We start from the raw sequence: 15,687 nt of genomic DNA on the forward strand, positions 1-15,687 counted from the left end.
ACCCACTGCCGCGCCGGCAGCCGCCGCCCCCGTGGCTGGCGGCGCCTCGCTTCTTGGTGCGCCGGCCGCGGTGCCGGGCACGGACGCGACCGCCGTGCCGGCCGAGCAGGCGTTCCGCTTCGAAGCCATCGTGAAGTCACGCGACGCGCTGCTGCTGCGCTGGACGATGCCGAAGGACTACTACCTCTATCGCGACAAGACCGAGATCACAGTCGCGTCCCCGGCTGGCGTGACGGCGGGCGAGCCTGATTGGCCGAGTGGTGTCGCACACCACGACGAGCACTTCGGTGACACCATCGTTTACTTCGACCAGGTGGAGCTGCCCGTCCCGCTCAAGGGCACGGCGGACGCGAAGACCGCCGAGCTCGACGTCGCCTACCAGGGCTGCCTCGAGAACGGGATCTGCTATCCGGTCATGAAGCGCCATATCAGCGTGGACTTCGGCGCTGGTGCGGCGACCGTCGGTACGCCCGTTGCGGCGCCGGTCGCTGCTACGGCGGCCACGGTGAAGGAAGTCGCACCGACACCCCCGCCCGCGGGACTGGTTCCCAAGAGCGAGGCGCCGCTCGGCTTCATCGCCGCCATCGGCCTCGCCCTTCTGGGCGGTCTCGTGCTCAACCTGATGCCTTGCGTGCTGCCGGTGCTGTCGCTGAAGGCGATCACGGTCCTGGAAAGCGGGGAGAGCCCGGGTGCCGCGCGGAAGCACGCTCTCTGGTACACCGCCGGCGTACTGGTGGCCTTCGCCGCACTGGGCGTCATCATCGTCGGCATCCGTGCCGCCGGCCATGGCATCCAGTGGGGCGCCCAGTTCCAGCAGCCACTGGCTATCGGCATCCTGGTCTACGTGATGCTCGCCGTGGGTCTGTCGATGTCCGGCCTCTTCGAGATCGGCGGCTCGCTGGGCAACGTCGGCAGCGGCCTGGCCTCGCGCTCGGGCCCGTCGGGCGACTTCTTCACCGGCGTGCTTGCCGTCGTCGTGGCCAGCCCCTGCACGGCTCCCTTCATGGGGTCGGCCATTGCCTTCGCGTTCGCCGCACCGGTGGGCGTGGCCTTCCTGATCTTTCTCGCGCTCGGCCTGGGCCTTGCGCTGCCCTTCCTGTTGATCGGCTTCGTGCCCGCGATCGCCCGCCTGCTGCCGCGTCCCGGCCGCTGGATGGAGACGCTGAAGCAGGCCCTCGCCTTCCCGATGTATCTCACAGCGGTATGGCTACTCTGGGTACTGACCAAGCAGCGCGGCGCCGATGCGACAGCACTGGTGCTGGCCGGCGGTGTGCTGCTCGCCATGGCGCTGTGGTGGTACGGCCGCACCCGCCATCGCAGCGGCGGCCTGTCCTGGATCTTCACCGCGGTCCTGGCCGTGGGTGCCGTGGCGGCGCTGTGGACCGTGCACGGCCTGCCGGCGCAGACCGCGACCACGGTCGCCAGCGACGGCATCGTGCCCTACTCGCCCGAGAAACTCGCCGAACTGCGTGCCGCTGGCACACCGGTGCTGGTCGACATGACGGCGGACTGGTGCATCACCTGCAAGGCCAATGAACACGCCGTGCTCGACACGGATGCGTTCAAGGCCCTGCTCAAGCGCACCGGCACCGTGTACATGCGCGGCGACTGGACCGACGTCAATGCGACGATCGCCGCCTTCCTCGAGAAGTACCATTCCGTGGGCGTGCCGCTTTACGTGGTCTACCCGAAGGGCGGCGGCGACGGACACAAGCTGTCCACCGTGCTCACGTACGACACAGTGCAGCAGGCACTCGAAGCCGCCGCGTCACCATGACGCGCGGCCCGACCTTCTGGATCGTCGTGCTGGCGATCCTTGGAGCGACGGGCGGCTTGTGGGTCGAACATCGGCGCCTGCATCCACCACCGCCAGAGGGCGTCACCGTGGCCGACGTCGGCGACCTGCCGCCGGAGGCCAGCTTCGTCACCGTCGATGGCAAGCCACGCCAACTGTCGGACTGGCGTGGCAAGCGCGTGCTGATCAATTTCTGGGCCAGTTGGTGCGGACCGTGCCGACGCGAGATGCCGCTGCTCGACGCAGCGTATTCGCGACATCGCGACCGGAATGTCGCGATCCTCGGACTCGCCGAGGACACGGCTGCCGGGGTTCGCGGTTTTCTCGCCAAACAACCCGTGAGCTACCCCGTGATGCTGGTGGACGCCGATGCGCCCGGTGGTTCGCTTTCTTTCGGCAACACACGCCGGGTGTTGCCCTATAGCGTCCTGATCGGGGAAGACGGGCGTATCCTGCGCCGCAAAGTGGGTACCTTCACCGGTCCCGAACTCGACGAATGGCTCGCCCCCGCACGATGAAGGAAGTTCCCATGGATGGTCTGCCATCCCCCGACGAAGCGATCGACCGGAGCCGCCTCTGGCTCGAGAAGGCCGTGATCGGCCTCAATCTTTGCCCGTTCGCCAAAGCCGTGCACAAGAAAGGCCAGGTCCGTTACGTCGTCAGTGGCGCCACGCAGCCGCTCGAACTGCTCGACGATCTCAAACGTGAGCTCGAATACCTGCGTGACGTGCCCGCCGAAACGGTGGACACCACGCTGCTGATCCACCCGGGCGTGCTGGGTGACTTCGAGGATTTCAACGAATTCCTCGAGGTGGCGGACYTCGCCGTGGACGACCTGGGCCTCGATGGCGAGATCCAGGTGGCCAGCTTCCACCCCGACTTTCAGTTCGAGGGCACCGGCCCCGACGACATTACCAACTACACCAACCGCTCGCCCTATCCGACGCTGCACCTGCTCCGCGAGGAAAGCATCGACAAGGCCGTGGCCGCCTTTCCGGATGCCTCGAAAATCTTCGAAGCAAATATGGCGACGCTGGATGAGCTAGGCATCGAGGGCTGGAAGAAGCTGTTTCCGGAAGGGTGAAACCTCCTGTAGGAGCCGATTCATCGGCGATGCTCTTCCTTCGGTGGGAACCGAGGCTAGCAACCTCAAGGGCGCGGCTGCCCCGCGGGTTTATTTACCATTCGCCGATGAATCGGCTCCTACCCCGCCTATGCTCTTGAAAGGCTGATCTGGCCGATAGGCTGACGCCCCTCCATACTCTGCAGCATGGAAAGTCGCGATCTCCAGCGATCTACGTCGAACTTCATCGAACTGGACAAGCCGAGACGACAGGCGCACACTGCGCGGCGTTCCGGAACCCCGGACCCACGGCACAGGTGAACAGTGGCCAGGATCCTCGTCCTGCACGGACCCAACCTCAATCTGCTCGGCGTCCGCGAACCGTCGGTCTACGGTCATGAGACCCTCGCCGACATCAATGTCTCGCTGCAGGCCCGCGCCCAGGCGGCCGGTCACGAGCTGAGCTGGTTCCAGTCAAATGCCGAACACGAGTTGATCGCCCGGATCCATCAGGCACGCGACGAAGGTGTCGCCTGGATCCTGATCAACCCGGCCGCGTTCACGCATACCTCCATTGCCATTCGCGATGCCCTCGCCGGCGTGTCGATCCCGTTCATCGAGATCCACCTGTCCAATCCGCATGCGCGCGAGGCGTTCCGCCACCACTCGTATATGTCCGACCTGGCCGCCGGCGTGATCTGCGGCTTCGGCGGCGACAGCTATCGCCTGGCGCTCGAAGCGGCGTTGCTCCGCCTCGCGGTGCCCGCGGCTTAAATCCCCATTCCACAAGAAGGTTTGTCCCATGGACCTGCGCAAGATCAAGAAACTCATCGACCTGCTCGAGGAATCCAACCTCGCCGAGCTGGAAATCAAGGAAGGCGAAGAAGTAGTCCGCCTGTCGCGCGTGCCCAAGGGCACCGTCCCCGCGCAGCAGATGTATGCCGCCCCGATGCAGGCCGCTCCGGTTGCTGCCGCCCCTGTGGCCGCCGCGCCGACCGCACCTGCTGTCGTCGAAAGCGGTCTTCCGGCCGGTCACGTGACCAAGGCACCGATGGTCGGCACCTTCTATGCGTCGTCCACGCCGGGCGCTCCGGCGTTCGCCACGGTCGGCAAGCAGGTCAAGGCCGGTGAAACGCTGGGCATCATCGAAGCGATGAAGATGTTCAACCAGATCGAGGCAGACGTCTCGGGTACCGTCGTCGCTGTTCTGGTCGAGAACGGCCAGCCGGTCGAATTCGACGAACCCATGTTCGTCATCGCCTGAGGTCTGTCGTCATGCTCGAGAAGGTCGTCATCGCCAACCGCGGCGAAATTGCGCTGCGGGTGTTGCGCGCGTGCCACGCGCTCGGCATCAAGACGGTCGCGGTGCATTCCACCGTGGACCGCAACCTCAAGCACGTCGGCCTTGCCGACGAATCGGTATGCATCGGCCCGGGTCCCTCGGCCGAAAGCTACCTCAACATTCCGCGCATCATCGCCGCCGCCGAAATCACCGATGCCCAGGCCATCCACCCGGGTTACGGCTTCCTTTCCGAGAACGCGAACTTCGCGGAACAGGTCGAGCAGTCCGGCTTTGTCTTCATCGGCCCCACCGCCGACGTGATCCGCCTGATGGGCGACAAGGTCGAGGCGATCCGCGCGATGAAGGCCGCCGGCGTGCCTTGCGTCCCGGGCTCGGGTGGTCCGTTGGGTGACGACACGGAAGAGAACATCCGTATCGCCCGCGAGATCGGCTACCCGGTCATCATCAAGGCGTCCGGCGGTGGCGGCGGTCGCGGCATGCGCGTCGTGCGCACCGAAGCCCACCTCGCCAATTCCATCGTCATGACCAAGCAGGAAGCCAAAGCGGCTTTCAGCAACGATCAGGTCTACATGGAGAAGTTCCTGGAAAATCCCCGCCACGTGGAGATCCAGGTGCTCGCCGACGGCCAGGGCAACGCCATTCACCTGGGTGAGCGCGACTGCTCCATGCAGCGTCGTCACCAGAAGGTCGTCGAGGAAGCGCCCGCACCTGGCATCACGCCGGAAATGCGTGCCGAAATCGGCAAGGTCTGCGTCGACGCTTGCCTGCGCATCGGCTATCGCGGCGCCGGAACCTTTGAATTCCTGTTCGAAGGCGGCCGCTTCTACTTCATCGAGATGAACACCCGTATCCAGGTGGAGCATCCGGTGACTGAACTGGTGACCGGCATCGATCTCGTTCGCGAGCAGTTGCTGATCGCCGGTGGCGAGAAGCTGTCGATTCGCCAGGAAGACATCGTGTTCACCGGTCATGCGATCGAGTGCCGCGTCAATGCCGAAGACCCCGACACCTTCATGCCGAGCCCCGGCACGGTGAAGCGTTTCGAGGCCCCGGGTGGCCCGGGCGTGCGCGTCGACACCCACCTGTACGACGGTTATCGCATTCCGCCGAACTACGATTCGATGATCGGCAAGATCATCGTGCACGGCCCCGATCGCGCCACCGCCATCGCGCGCATGCGTATGGCGCTGACCGAGACGGTCATCGAAGGCGTCAAGTGCAACATCCCGCTGCAGCAGCGCATCATGGCGGATGTCGGTTTCCAGCAGGGTGGACAGAACATCCACTATCTGGAGAAGCGCATGGCCGAGCAGAAAGAAACGCCGCCTTCGGTGTGACGTTTCGATAAGAGGCCGGAGTCGTGCAGTGACCTCACTGCATGGCTCCGGCTTTTTTTGTACCTGTGGGAGCCGATTCATCGGCGAAACGCCAACGGAGCAACGATGCCGCAGCTTGCGATCCAGCGGCTCGCGGTTCGGGAGAGTCGCGGTCGGGTTACGTGCACCAAATGCGCAACGCCGCTTCGTGCTCAAGGCTTGGTGAACGACCACGCTGCTTTCTGTAGGAGCCGCTTCAGCGGCGAACCCTCAGCGGTGATATTGCGAACGAGGCCTTGTGGCGATTGGGCGAGCGGTTGAACCACCGACACGATGCGATACAAAGCATCGTTCGCGACAGTAATCGCTGAGGGTTCGCCGATGAATCGGCTCCTACGACAGCAACAACACATGCTTGCKGGCGGTGYGCTCGACCACACGMAACCTCGRCGTTCRGTGSCGCGAGGGGYAAGGCCCTTGGGGACGCCTAAGCTGAGGGCCGCTCAGTYCACATGGAATGCGAYAGAGGMGCTACGGCCCGTCTCGAAGAGCCGCGCCGCGGCCCCAAGGGCCTTGCCCCTCGCGGCTCCCAACGCACCCGCAAGCGTGAGGCGGCGAACGCCGCTAAAAACATGAGCTCGCAAAGCGAGCTATCCGCCTCAGCTGCGACGACGCCCACTGATGCGCACCCAATCCTCGAGTGTGCGCACCTCGAGATCCTCGAACCATTCCGCGTAGCGCACGAGGAGCTCTTCGTGCTGGCCGTGGAGAATGCCCGACAGCGCGAACGGCGCACCGGGCTTGATCGCGGCAGCGAACGTCGGTGCGAGCTCACCCAGAGGACCAGCGAGAATATTGGCGACGAGAACGTCGGCAAGCTCGGTCGGTGCCTCACCCGGCAGATAGACGGCCAGATCCGCATGCACGCCATTGCGTTCCGCATTGTCGTGCGAGGAAATCAACGCCTGCGGATCGTTGTCGATGCCGACCGCGCGGGCGGCACCCAGCTTCAACGCGGCGATGGCGAGGATGCCCGAGCCACAGCCGTAGTCGAGGACCAGCTTGTCGGCCATCTGCTGCCCGTCCAGCCACTCCAGGCACATCGCCGTGGTCGGATGCGTTCCGGTACCGAACGCCAGGCCGGGGTCGAGACGCACGACGACGATGTCCCCCTCCACCGGCGGTTCGATGTTCCACGGATAGACCCACAGGCGCCGCCCGAACGGCATCGGCTTGAACTGATCCATCCAGGCGCGCGTCCAGTCCTGGTCGTCGACGACGCGCCAGGTGATCTGTGTGGGCTCAATGAAGGGAAGGTCATCCGCAATCGCCTCCGTGAGGCCACGCTTGTCGGCGTCGGCATCGAACAAGGCGTTCAACACGATCTGGTTCCACAACGGAAGCTCGCCCACGCCCGGCTCGAAGATGGCTTCTTCGTCCGGCGTTTCGGCATCGGCATCCTGCAGGGTGATGGACAGCGCGCCGAGGTCTTCAAGGGCGGTTTCGACCCGAGGCTGCTCGGCGGCGCGGATCGTCAGGGAGAGTTCGAGCCAGGGCATCGGGACGGCCATTCGGTGGACGGATCGACGATTCTACCGGTCGCCCACGTTATGATCTAACGATGTATACGCAGTGTCCCGAGTGCCTCACGGTTTACAAACTGGAAGCCGAGCTTCTGGTGCCCGCGTGCGGCTGCGTGCGCTGCGGGCACTGCGAGGCCGTCTTCAACGCCCTCGGCACGCTTGCCGACCAGTTGCCGCCGGAGCCCTTCACGCGGCTGCCGGAACGGGCTCTGGACCAGGAGCCACCCCTCGCCGAGGTGGCCGTGTTCCGGCCACGGCCGATGCCCCAAGCGCCCGACGAGACAGGCAGCGACCCGGCTGACAGTGAAGCTGCCGCGGAAGATTTCTCGCAGCTGACGTTCACGCCCAAGTTCGCCAAGGGCCGTCGGCGATCCTGGCAAGGCGCCATATGGGTAACGGTCTGCCTGGCGCTGATGCTCGGCCTCGGTGCCCAGCTCGCCTGGGCCAAGCGGGACTCGCTCATCGCCGATCCGACCATCGGCCCTGCCTTGCAAACCGGTTGCTCGGTCGTCGGGTGTCGCCTGCCCCTGGTCGCGGCGCCCACGCGCCTGCGCCTGCTCGCCCGCGATGTCGAGCAGCATCCGGCCGTGCGTGACGGCCTGCTCATTACCGCAAGCGTGCGAAACGATGCGTCGTTCGCACAGCCCTATCCCGTCGTCACCATCGTGCTTTCCGATGCCAATGGCCAGCGCCTGGCCATGCGCCGGTTTGAACCGGCGGAGTACGTCGGCGATGCCGGGGCGCGTGCGCACGGACTGGATGGTGGCGCGACCACGGCGATGGTGTTCGAAGTGCAAGACCCGGGCCAGCGGGCGGTCGCCTTCGCATTCAGCTTCGACTGATCGTTCGAAAAAATTTCTTTTTACAAGCCTGCACATCCCCTCCCGGGACGAGTACACTCGATTCCCTTCGCGACGATCGACACCCCTTCAAGGTGTGGCCGTGTCGCAATCCAAGCGACCATACTGAAAAGAACCGACCGGGGATTCGTACCCCGGCCTGCGAGAGGGGAATGCCTTGAACGCTGTGAGACTGACTGCCGGCGAGGCCGCCAACGAGACCTCCATGCAGAGTGCCCTCAGCGAATGCGTCAGCCGTACCGTCCGTCGTTATCTGGCGGACATCGGCGATACGGAAGGCGGCGAAGGTCTGCACGCGCTGGTCATCCGTGAAGTGGAAGGTCCCCTGCTGCGTGAAGTGCTCGCCTTCCACGAAGGCAACCAGAGCCGCGCTGCCGTTGCGCTTGGCATCAATCGTGCCACCCTGCGCAAGAAGCTGGCCGCCCACGGCATTTCCTAAAGGGCCGCTATAATGGAGCGCTTTCCTCCCCGGAAGTGCCCATGCCCACGCCCGATCTCGTTACCGTCCGCCGCGCGCTCGTCAGCGTTTCCGACAAGCAGGGCCTGACTGAACTCGCCCGACGCCTCGTCGCGGCCGATGTCGAAATCCTGTCCACGGGCGGCTCCGCGAAAGCACTGCGCGACGCCGGCGTCCCCGTGCGCGATGTCGGTGACCTCACCGGCTTCCCCGAGATCATGGATGGCCGCGTGAAGACGCTGCACCCGCGCGTGCATGGCGGCCTGCTCGGCCGCCGAGGCACCGACGACGCAGTGATGGCCGAACACGGGATCCTCCCCATCGACCTCCTCGTGCTGAATCTCTATCCGTTCGAACGCACCGTGGCCGACCCGGCATGCACCCTGGAGGACGCGATGGAGAACATCGATATCGGCGGCCCTGCGATGCTGCGTGCGGCGGCGAAGAACTGGAACGATGTCGGCGTCCTCACCGACCCCGCGCAGTACGAAGGCGCGCTGGCCGAGATCGAAGGCAAGGGCGGTCTTTCGCGCGCCACGCGCTTCAAGCTCTCGGTGGCGGCCTTCAATCGCGTGTCCAACTATGACGCGGCGATCAGCGATTACCTCTCCGGCCTCACGCTCGATGAAAGCCACACCGCCGTCGCGGGCCATGCGCCATTCCCCGAACAGTCGAACGGGCGCTTCGTGAAGATGATGGATCTCCGCTACGGCGAGAATCCGCATCAGGCGGGTGCCTTCTATCGCGACCTGTATCCGGCACCAGGCACGTTGGCGACGTTCCGCCAGCTGCAGGGCAAGGAACTCTCGTTCAACAACATCGCCGACGCCGATGCGGCCTGGGAATGCGTACGCCAGTTCGACGCGCCCGCCTGCGTCATCGTCAAGCACGCGAACCCATGCGGTGTCGCCGTGGCTGCCGACCCGCTCGCCGCCTACGAACTCGCCTACGCCACGGACCCCACGTCGGCGTTCGGCGGCATCATCGCGTTCAATCGCCCGCTGGACGCGGAAACGGCAAAGGTGATCCTCAAGCGCCAGTTCGTCGAGGTGCTGATTGCACCGGTGGTCGATGCCGGTGCCGTGGAGGAAGCCACCAGGAAAGCCAACGTTCGCGTGCTCGAGATCCCGCTGGGCGACGGCCGTAACACACACGACATCAAGCGTGTCGGTTCCGGCCTGCTCGTGCAGACAGCCGACGATCGCCAGGTGCAGCGCGACGAGCTCAAGGTCGTCAGCAAACGCCAGCCGACACCGGCCGAACTGGACGACCTCCTGTTCGCGTGGCGCGTGGCCAAGATGGTCAAGTCCAACGCCATTGTCTACGCCCGTGACAACCGCACCGTCGGCATCGGTGCCGGGCAGATGAGTCGCGTGGTCAGTGCGAAGATCGCCGGCCTGAAAGCCGAGGAAGCCGGCCTCGTGGTGCCTGGCAGCGCCATGGCCTCCGATGCGTTCTTCCCGTTCCGTGACGGTATCGATGCGGCCGCTGCGGCAGGCATCCGCGCGGTGATCCAGCCGGGCGGATCGATGCGCGACAACGAAGTGATCGCGGCAGCGGATGAGCACGATATGGCAATGGTGTTTACCGGCGTTCGGCACTTCCGCCATTAAGAGCCTTGGCGGAATCGCCGATGAATCGGCTCCCACAACCGCCGCTTCGTAGGCAGGCAGCGCATTGCGGGAGCCGCTTCAGCGGCGATGGGTACTCGCGACCAGGTTCAACGCTGCCTCACGCCGCACCGCATACCTGCGCGCCAGCACCGCGCAGGTCATCAGCTGTATCTGATGGAACAACATGATCGGCAACACGATCAGCCCCAGCGGATGCCCGGCGAATAACACCTTGGCCATCGGCACGCCCGACGCCAGGCTCTTCTTCGAGCCGCAGAACACGATGGTGATTTCGTCCTCGCGTGCAAAGCCCAGTGCACGGGCACCGTAGCGCGTGGCCAGCAACGCGCAGGCCAGCAAGACCACGTTGACGACCACCAGCCCGGCCAGCACCGGCAGCGGCAACTGCTTCCACAGGCCCTGCAGTACCGCCGCGCTGAAGGCCGTGTAGACCACCAGAAGAATCGAACCGCGATCGACGAAGGTGAGCAGTACGGCGTGCTTGCGTACCCAGCCACCGATCCAGCGCTGCGCGATCTGTCCGGCCACGAAGGGCACGAACAACTGCAGCACGATCGCGCCCACCGCGTGCCATGACAGCCCGCCCTGCCCCGTGCCGGCAATCATCACCCCGACCAGCAACGGCGTGATGAAGATGCCGAGCATGCTCGACGCGGACGCCGACACGATCGCGGCAGGCACGTTGCCCCGGGCGATCGAGGTAAAAGCGATCGACGACTGCACCGTCGAGGGCAGCGTGCAGAGAAACAGGATACCCAGGTACAGGTCCGGCGACACCAACGGCGATAGCACGGGCTTCAGCAGCAACCCCAGCACGGGAAACAGGACAAAGGTGCTCGCCAGCACGGTGAGATGCAGCCGCCAGTGGGTCATGCCTGCCACGACGGCCTCGCGCGACAGCTTGGCCCCGTGCAGGAAGAACAGCAGGGCGATGGCGACATCAGTCAGCGCGCCGAAGCCTTGGGCAGCCACACCGCGACACGGGAGGAAACTCGCCAAGAGCACCGTGGCGATCAGCGAAAGGGTGAAGCCATCGGGCAGGAAGCGGCGCATGGGAATAACCGGCGGGCAGACGGGAGGGTGCTATTGCACGCGCCCGAGACTCATAAGACAAATCGTTTTATCTGATCCGGTGATACATTAATCGTATGAATGTCTCAATGCGCCAGCTTCGCGCCTTCCTCGCCGTGGCCAGCCACCGGCATTTCCGTCGCGCGGCAGAGGCCCTGCACCTGACGCAGCCCGCGGTGAGCCGCCTGATTGCCGACCTCGAAGCCGAACTCGACGTGCGCCTTTTCGACCGGAGCACACGCGAAGTCGTGCCAACCGAAGCCGGACGGTATCTCGAGCAGGCCGCCGCGCGCGTCCTCGACGAGCTCGACGGCGTCCTGACCCATGTGCGGACTCAGTCCGACCCTTTGCGCGGCCGCGTGCGCCTGGCCGCCGTCCCGACGCTGTCGGCCGGGCTGGTCCCCCCGTGCATCGCGCGATGCGCGACCGACCACCCGGCGATCGAGATCATCCTGCGCGATCAGAGCCAGGCGCAGGTGCTGGATGCCGTACGCGGTGGCGAAGTGGACTTCGGGCTCACCGTGGAGCCCGCGACACCGGAAGAGTTCGATGCCGAAACCCTCCTGCGCGATCCCTTTCGCGTGGTCTGTCGTGCCGACCATCCTTTCGCCGCGAAACGCCACGTCACCTGGAAAGCCCTCGAGCACGAGCCGCTGATTCTCCTGGACCATGCCTCGGGGTCCCGTCGGCTGATCGACGCGGCGTTCGCCACGCGAGGCCTTCCGATGCACGTGGCGTTGGAGGTGGGTCATCCCCATACCGCCTTCCGCATGGTGGAGGCGAAGCTGGGCATCACGGTCACGCCTGCGCTCTCGCTCGATGCCTTGCGGCCCGGCCTCGTCGCCGTCGACGTGACCCCCAACGTTTTCCGCGAGGTCACCCTCCTTCGACGGCGCGCGCGATCGCTCTCTCCGCCAGCCCAGACCGTATGGAACGTCTTTCACGACGTGGCGCTCACGCTGGCGTGAGCGATATCCACGCATGATCGCCGCCTTCCGACAGGAGGCACGCGATGAGCTATCAGCTGTACTACTGGACAGGTTTGCAGGGCCGCGGAGAGTTCGTGCGGTTGTGCCTGGAGGACGTAGGGGCCGAATACACGGATGTTGCCCGCATCGAGGGCGACGATGTGATGACATCCTTTCTCGACGGCGAGCACGGGGGCGCCATCCCCTTCGCGCCGCCCTTCCTCACCTCCGGCCGGCTCGTCATCGCGCAGGTCGCGAATATCCTGCAGTACCTGGGGCCACGCCACGGCCTGGTGCCCGAGAGCGAATCGAAGCGCGTGTATGCGCACCAGCTCGAACTGACCATCACCGACCTGGTGGCCGAGGTGCACGATACGCACCACCCGGTCGCCTCGGAGCTCTACTACGAAGACCAGCAGGCGGAAGCCAGGGAGCGCTCGAAGGACTTCCGCGAGCATCGCATTCCCAAGTTCCTCGGCTACTTCGAGAAAACGGTGGAGCGTGGCGGCGGCAGGTTCCCGCTACGCCAGCATTCCTATGTCGACCTTTCGTTTTTCCAGATCATGGCGGGCCTGGACTATGCGTTCCCCAAGGCCATGGCGAAGCAGAAGGTTCCCCTGCTTCGCGATCTGCAGAAACGTGTGGCGGAGCGACCGAACATCGCAACCTACCTGGCCTCGGAACGACGCATTCCGTTCAACACGACCGGCATTTTCCGCCACTACCCTGAACTGGACGGCTGAGCCGGCTTCAGTTCGTGTCGACGGGCTTGGGCGCCGCGCCCCACTCATAGACCTTGTAATAAACCGGATCGACCGGCCCGTTCTTGGGGTCGTGCAACTTCCCGTCGGGATCGGCCATATAGGTCTGCGGCACGCCATGCTTCGGCGTCACCACGATCATGGTCAACTTGCCGCCGGAACGGTATTCCTGGACCTGGTCATCGCCCTGCTGACGGATCGTCACCTGGGGAGGTTCCTGGCCACGCGCATCCGTACCACCGTTGTCCTGCATCGAGGGCAGCGCGACCGGAGAACGGGGCGAGCCCTGGGCATCCGATGTGGCCGGCGTGGTGCGGCCGTCCTGAGCTTCGTCGTAGGTCACCGGCCGCTCGATGGGCTTCAGCCCGGAGCGGTCCGGCTCGCCGGCCTTGACGCCCGGATCGTTGAGCCCCGGCGGCGGTGGCAATGGCGTCAGCTTCGGGTCCGTGGCGGTCTGGGCGGCCACGGGGAGCGCCAGGGCCAGGGCGAGCGCGGCAACGAGGGCGTGCGTGCGGTTCATGGGAAATCTCCGTGCGGGGTGACGAGGATAGCAAGCCGGACACCGCTTTCCCCGTGAACGGACGGCCGCTGTTCGGCCATGAGAGAATCGGGGGTATGCCTACGCTCACGCTCATTGACGGGTCGTCGTACCTGTATCGCGCGTTCCACGCGCTGCCTCCCCTGACCAACGCCTTCGGCGAGCCTACCGGCGCGCTGTTCGGCATCGTCAATATGTTGCGCACGACGATGAAGGCCGGCTCGGATTACGTCGCCTTCGTCTGCGACGCACCGGGCCGCACGTTCCGCGACGACCTCTACCCCGAGTACAAGGCCAACCGCCCGTCGATGCCGGACGACCTCCGCGCCCAGGTCGACCCGATGATGAAGATCGTCGGCGCACTGGGTTTCCCCATCCTCTGCATCCCCGGGGTGGAAGCCGATGACGTGATCGGCACGCTCGCCCGCCAGGCGGCCGAGGAAGGCATCCACACGATCATCTCGACCGGCGACAAAGACTTCGCACAGATGGTTGGCCCGCATACCTTGCTGGTCAACACGATGACCAACACCACGATGGACGCGGAAGGCGTGTTCGCCAAGTTCGGCGTGCGTCCCGACCAGATCGTCGACTACCTCACCCTGATGGGCGACAGCATCGACAACGTGCCCGGCGTGGATAAATGCGGCCCGAAAACGGCCGCCAAGTGGCTTGGCGAATACCACAACCTCGAGAACCTCTTCGCCAACGCCGACAAGGTCGGCGGCAAGATCGGCGAGAACCTGCGCGCGGCCATCCCACGCCTGCCGCTGTCGCGCGAACTGGTCACCATCCGTACCGATGTGCCGCTCGAGTTCCGGCCCACGCAGCTGGCCATGCGGGATCGCGACACCGACGCGTTGCGCGAGCTCTACGCGCGCTATGACTTCAAGGCCGCGCTGAAGGATCTGGACAGTGCCGCCGCGACGACCGTGCCGGCACCGACCGCCGGGGCGGCGGCGGCCAGCGCCAGGCCTGCCGCCGCGGACACACCCCTCGACGCCTCGCTCTCCGCTGAAGGCGAGTACGAGCTGATCTTCACCGAAGACCGCTTCGCCGCGTGGCTGGAAAAGCTCGAAACCGCGCCGCTGATCGCCTTCGATACAGAGACCACCAGCATCGACGCGATGCTCGCCGATATCGTCGGTGTATCGCTGTCCGTCGAAACGGGCAAGGCGGCTTACATTCCCCTGGGGCACGATTATCCGGGTGCCCCGGCCCAGCTATCGCGCGATCACGTGCTCGGCGCATTGAAGCCGATCTTCGAAGACGCGTCACGTCCGAAGGTCGGGCAGCACGGCAAGTACGACATCAACATTCTGTCGCACTACGGCATCGACGTGAAGGGCCTGTTGCACGACACCATGCTGGAGTCGTACATCTACAACGCGACGGCGACGCGCCACGACATGGATTCGCTGGCCACGCGTTATCTCGGTTACACCACCATCAAATACGAGCAGGTCGCCGGCAAGGGCGCCAAGCAGATCTCGTTTTCGCAGGTCGACTGCGATACCGCATGCCGTTACGCCGCCGAAGATGCCGACGTGACGCTTCGCCTGCACCACGCTCTCTGGCCGAAGCTCGAAGCCGAGCCGTCGCTGCGCGCGGTGTACGCGGACATCGAGATTCCGCTGGTGCCGGTATTGGCGAAGATGGAACGCACGGGCGTACTCATCGACGCCAATGTGCTGCGCCTGCAGAGCCAGCAGCTCGGCAAGCGCATGGTCGAACTGCAGCAGCTTGCCCATGCCTCCGCCGGCCATGAGTTCAACATGGACTCACCCAAGCAGTTGCAGGCCGTCCTGTTCGACGAGCTTGGGCTCGCGGCGAAGATCAAAACACCCACGGGCCAGCCCTCGACCAACGAGGAAGCCCTCGAAGCCATCGCCGAAACCCATGAGCTACCGCGGCTGATCCTCGAGTATCGCGGCCTCGCCAAGCTGCGCTCGACGTATACCGACAAGCTCGCCGGCATCGTCAACCCGCGCACGGGCCGCGTGCATACCAGCTATCACCAGGGTGCCGTCGCCACGGGACGCATCAGCTCGTCCGATCCGAACCTGCAGAACATTCCGGTCCGCACCGAGGAAGGCCGGCGTATTCGCCAGGCCTTCATTGCACCGGAGGGATGGCGCATCGTCGCCGCCGACTACTCGCAGATCGAACTGCGCATCATGGCCCACCTGTCCAACGACGAAGGCCTCGTCCAGGCGTTCAAGCAGGGCGGCGACGTGCATCGCGCCACGGCCGCGGAAGTCTTCGGCGTGCCTGCCGACGAGGTCACGACCATCCAGCGCCGCGCGGCCAAGGCGATCAACTTCGGCCTGATGTACGG

The 15,687-nt window shown here is 65.2% G+C and carries 15 protein-coding genes; 12 read left to right on the forward strand and 3 right to left on the reverse strand.

Features of this window, described 5'->3' with window-relative positions:
• The 6 genes from AC1DSN_RS08650 to accC form a co-directional block, all read left to right on the forward strand.
• Positions 1-1,777 (forward strand): protein-disulfide reductase DsbD family protein (locus AC1DSN_RS08650; protein WP_477330313.1); only part of this gene is annotated, 1,777 nt, incomplete at its 5' end.
• Positions 1,774-2,313 (forward strand): TlpA family protein disulfide reductase, encoded by a 540-nt coding sequence (locus tag AC1DSN_RS08655; protein WP_477330315.1) that lies wholly within the window; start codon positions 1,774-1,776, stop codon positions 2,311-2,313. The genes AC1DSN_RS08650 and AC1DSN_RS08655, both read left to right, overlap by 4 nt.
• An 11-nt stretch (positions 2,314-2,324) precedes the next feature.
• The gene (locus AC1DSN_RS08660) at positions 2,325-2,879 is read left to right on the forward strand and encodes a DUF1415 domain-containing protein (RefSeq protein ID WP_477330317.1); all 555 of its coding nucleotides are present in this window, start codon (positions 2,325-2,327) and stop codon (positions 2,877-2,879) included.
• Between the two features lie 303 nt (positions 2,880-3,182).
• Positions 3,183-3,632 (forward strand): type II 3-dehydroquinate dehydratase, encoded by a 450-nt coding sequence (gene aroQ / locus AC1DSN_RS08665; protein ID WP_063573856.1) that lies wholly within the window; start codon positions 3,183-3,185, stop codon positions 3,630-3,632.
• A 28-nt stretch (positions 3,633-3,660) separates the two neighbouring features.
• On the forward strand, positions 3,661-4,122 hold the full coding sequence (gene accB, locus AC1DSN_RS08670) for an acetyl-CoA carboxylase biotin carboxyl carrier protein (RefSeq protein ID WP_063573857.1): 462 nt from the start codon (positions 3,661-3,663) through the stop codon (positions 4,120-4,122).
• 11 nt (positions 4,123-4,133) lie between these two features.
• Positions 4,134-5,498, forward strand: a complete 1,365-nt coding sequence (gene accC, locus AC1DSN_RS08675) for an acetyl-CoA carboxylase biotin carboxylase subunit (protein WP_213949761.1) — start codon at positions 4,134-4,136, stop codon at positions 5,496-5,498.
• Between the two features lie 638 nt (positions 5,499-6,136).
• On the opposite strand, the gene prmA is transcribed toward accC, so the two are convergent.
• Positions 6,137-7,036: a 50S ribosomal protein L11 methyltransferase gene (prmA, locus tag AC1DSN_RS08680; RefSeq protein ID WP_477330319.1), complete on the reverse strand. Its 900-nt coding sequence runs from the start codon at positions 7,034-7,036 to the stop codon at positions 6,137-6,139.
• 62 nt (positions 7,037-7,098) lie between these two features.
• Between prmA and AC1DSN_RS08685 the strand changes: the two genes are divergently transcribed.
• The 3 genes from AC1DSN_RS08685 to purH all read left to right on the forward strand — a co-directional run bounded on the left by AC1DSN_RS08685 (position 7,099) and on the right by purH (position 9,990).
• Complete coding sequence (locus AC1DSN_RS08685) at positions 7,099-7,902, forward strand: zinc-ribbon and DUF3426 domain-containing protein (RefSeq protein WP_477330321.1); 804 nt, start codon at positions 7,099-7,101, stop codon at positions 7,900-7,902.
• A gap of 175 nt (positions 7,903-8,077) precedes the next feature.
• A complete protein-coding gene (locus AC1DSN_RS08690) occupies positions 8,078-8,359 on the forward strand; it encodes a helix-turn-helix domain-containing protein (RefSeq protein WP_046969162.1) in 282 nt (93 codons plus the stop codon).
• Positions 8,360-8,400: 41 nt separating this feature from the next.
• On the forward strand, positions 8,401-9,990 hold the full coding sequence (gene purH, locus AC1DSN_RS08695; RefSeq protein WP_477330323.1) for a bifunctional phosphoribosylaminoimidazolecarboxamide formyltransferase/IMP cyclohydrolase: 1,590 nt from the start codon (positions 8,401-8,403) through the stop codon (positions 9,988-9,990).
• 78 nt (positions 9,991-10,068) lie between these two features.
• On the opposite strand, the gene AC1DSN_RS08700 is transcribed toward purH, so the two are convergent.
• Positions 10,069-11,064 (reverse strand): bile acid:sodium symporter family protein, encoded by a 996-nt coding sequence (locus AC1DSN_RS08700; protein ID WP_477294463.1) that lies wholly within the window; start codon positions 11,062-11,064, stop codon positions 10,069-10,071.
• Between the two features lie 107 nt (positions 11,065-11,171).
• Between AC1DSN_RS08700 and AC1DSN_RS08705 the strand changes: the two genes are divergently transcribed.
• Positions 11,172-12,050, forward strand: coding sequence for a LysR family transcriptional regulator (locus AC1DSN_RS08705; protein WP_477294461.1), 879 nt, complete (start codon positions 11,172-11,174; stop codon positions 12,048-12,050).
• 44 nt (positions 12,051-12,094) lie between these two features.
• A complete protein-coding gene (locus AC1DSN_RS08710; RefSeq protein ID WP_477294459.1) occupies positions 12,095-12,793 on the forward strand; it encodes a glutathione S-transferase in 699 nt (232 codons plus the stop codon).
• A 7-nt stretch (positions 12,794-12,800) separates the two neighbouring features.
• On the opposite strand, the gene AC1DSN_RS08715 is transcribed toward AC1DSN_RS08710, so the two are convergent.
• Positions 12,801-13,331, reverse strand: coding sequence for a DUF2782 domain-containing protein (locus tag AC1DSN_RS08715; RefSeq protein WP_063573687.1), 531 nt, complete (start codon positions 13,329-13,331; stop codon positions 12,801-12,803).
• 95 nt (positions 13,332-13,426) lie between these two features.
• Here AC1DSN_RS08715 and polA point away from each other — a divergent pair.
• Positions 13,427-15,687: DNA polymerase I (gene polA / locus AC1DSN_RS08720; protein ID WP_477330325.1), on the forward strand; the 2,261-nt coding region annotated here is incomplete at its 3' end.

The organism is Luteibacter sp. P4_D7_3, from assembly GCF_056401735.1.

Excerpts from the sequence above, each read along its gene's own strand:
- AC1DSN_RS08655 (WP_477330315.1), top strand. The coding sequence starts at position 1,774 with ATGACGCGCGGCCCGACCTTCTGGATCGTCGTGCTGGCGATCCTTGGA.
- accB (WP_063573857.1), top strand. The coding sequence starts at position 3,661 with ATGGACCTGCGCAAGATCAAGAAACTCATCGACCTGCTCGAGGAATCC.
- accC (WP_213949761.1), top strand. The coding sequence starts at position 4,134 with ATGCTCGAGAAGGTCGTCATCGCCAACCGCGGCGAAATTGCGCTGCGG.
- prmA (WP_477330319.1), bottom strand. The coding sequence starts at position 7,036 with ATGCCCTGGCTCGAACTCTCCCTGACGATCCGCGCCGCCGAGCAGCCT.
- AC1DSN_RS08685 (WP_477330321.1), top strand. The coding sequence starts at position 7,099 with ATGTATACGCAGTGTCCCGAGTGCCTCACGGTTTACAAACTGGAAGCC.
- purH (WP_477330323.1), top strand. The coding sequence starts at position 8,401 with ATGCCCACGCCCGATCTCGTTACCGTCCGCCGCGCGCTCGTCAGCGTT.
- AC1DSN_RS08700 (WP_477294463.1), bottom strand. The coding sequence starts at position 11,064 with ATGCGCCGCTTCCTGCCCGATGGCTTCACCCTTTCGCTGATCGCCACG.
- AC1DSN_RS08705 (WP_477294461.1), top strand. The coding sequence starts at position 11,172 with ATGCGCCAGCTTCGCGCCTTCCTCGCCGTGGCCAGCCACCGGCATTTC.
- AC1DSN_RS08710 (WP_477294459.1), top strand. The coding sequence starts at position 12,095 with ATGAGCTATCAGCTGTACTACTGGACAGGTTTGCAGGGCCGCGGAGAG.
- AC1DSN_RS08715 (WP_063573687.1), bottom strand. The coding sequence starts at position 13,331 with ATGAACCGCACGCACGCCCTCGTTGCCGCGCTCGCCCTGGCCCTGGCG.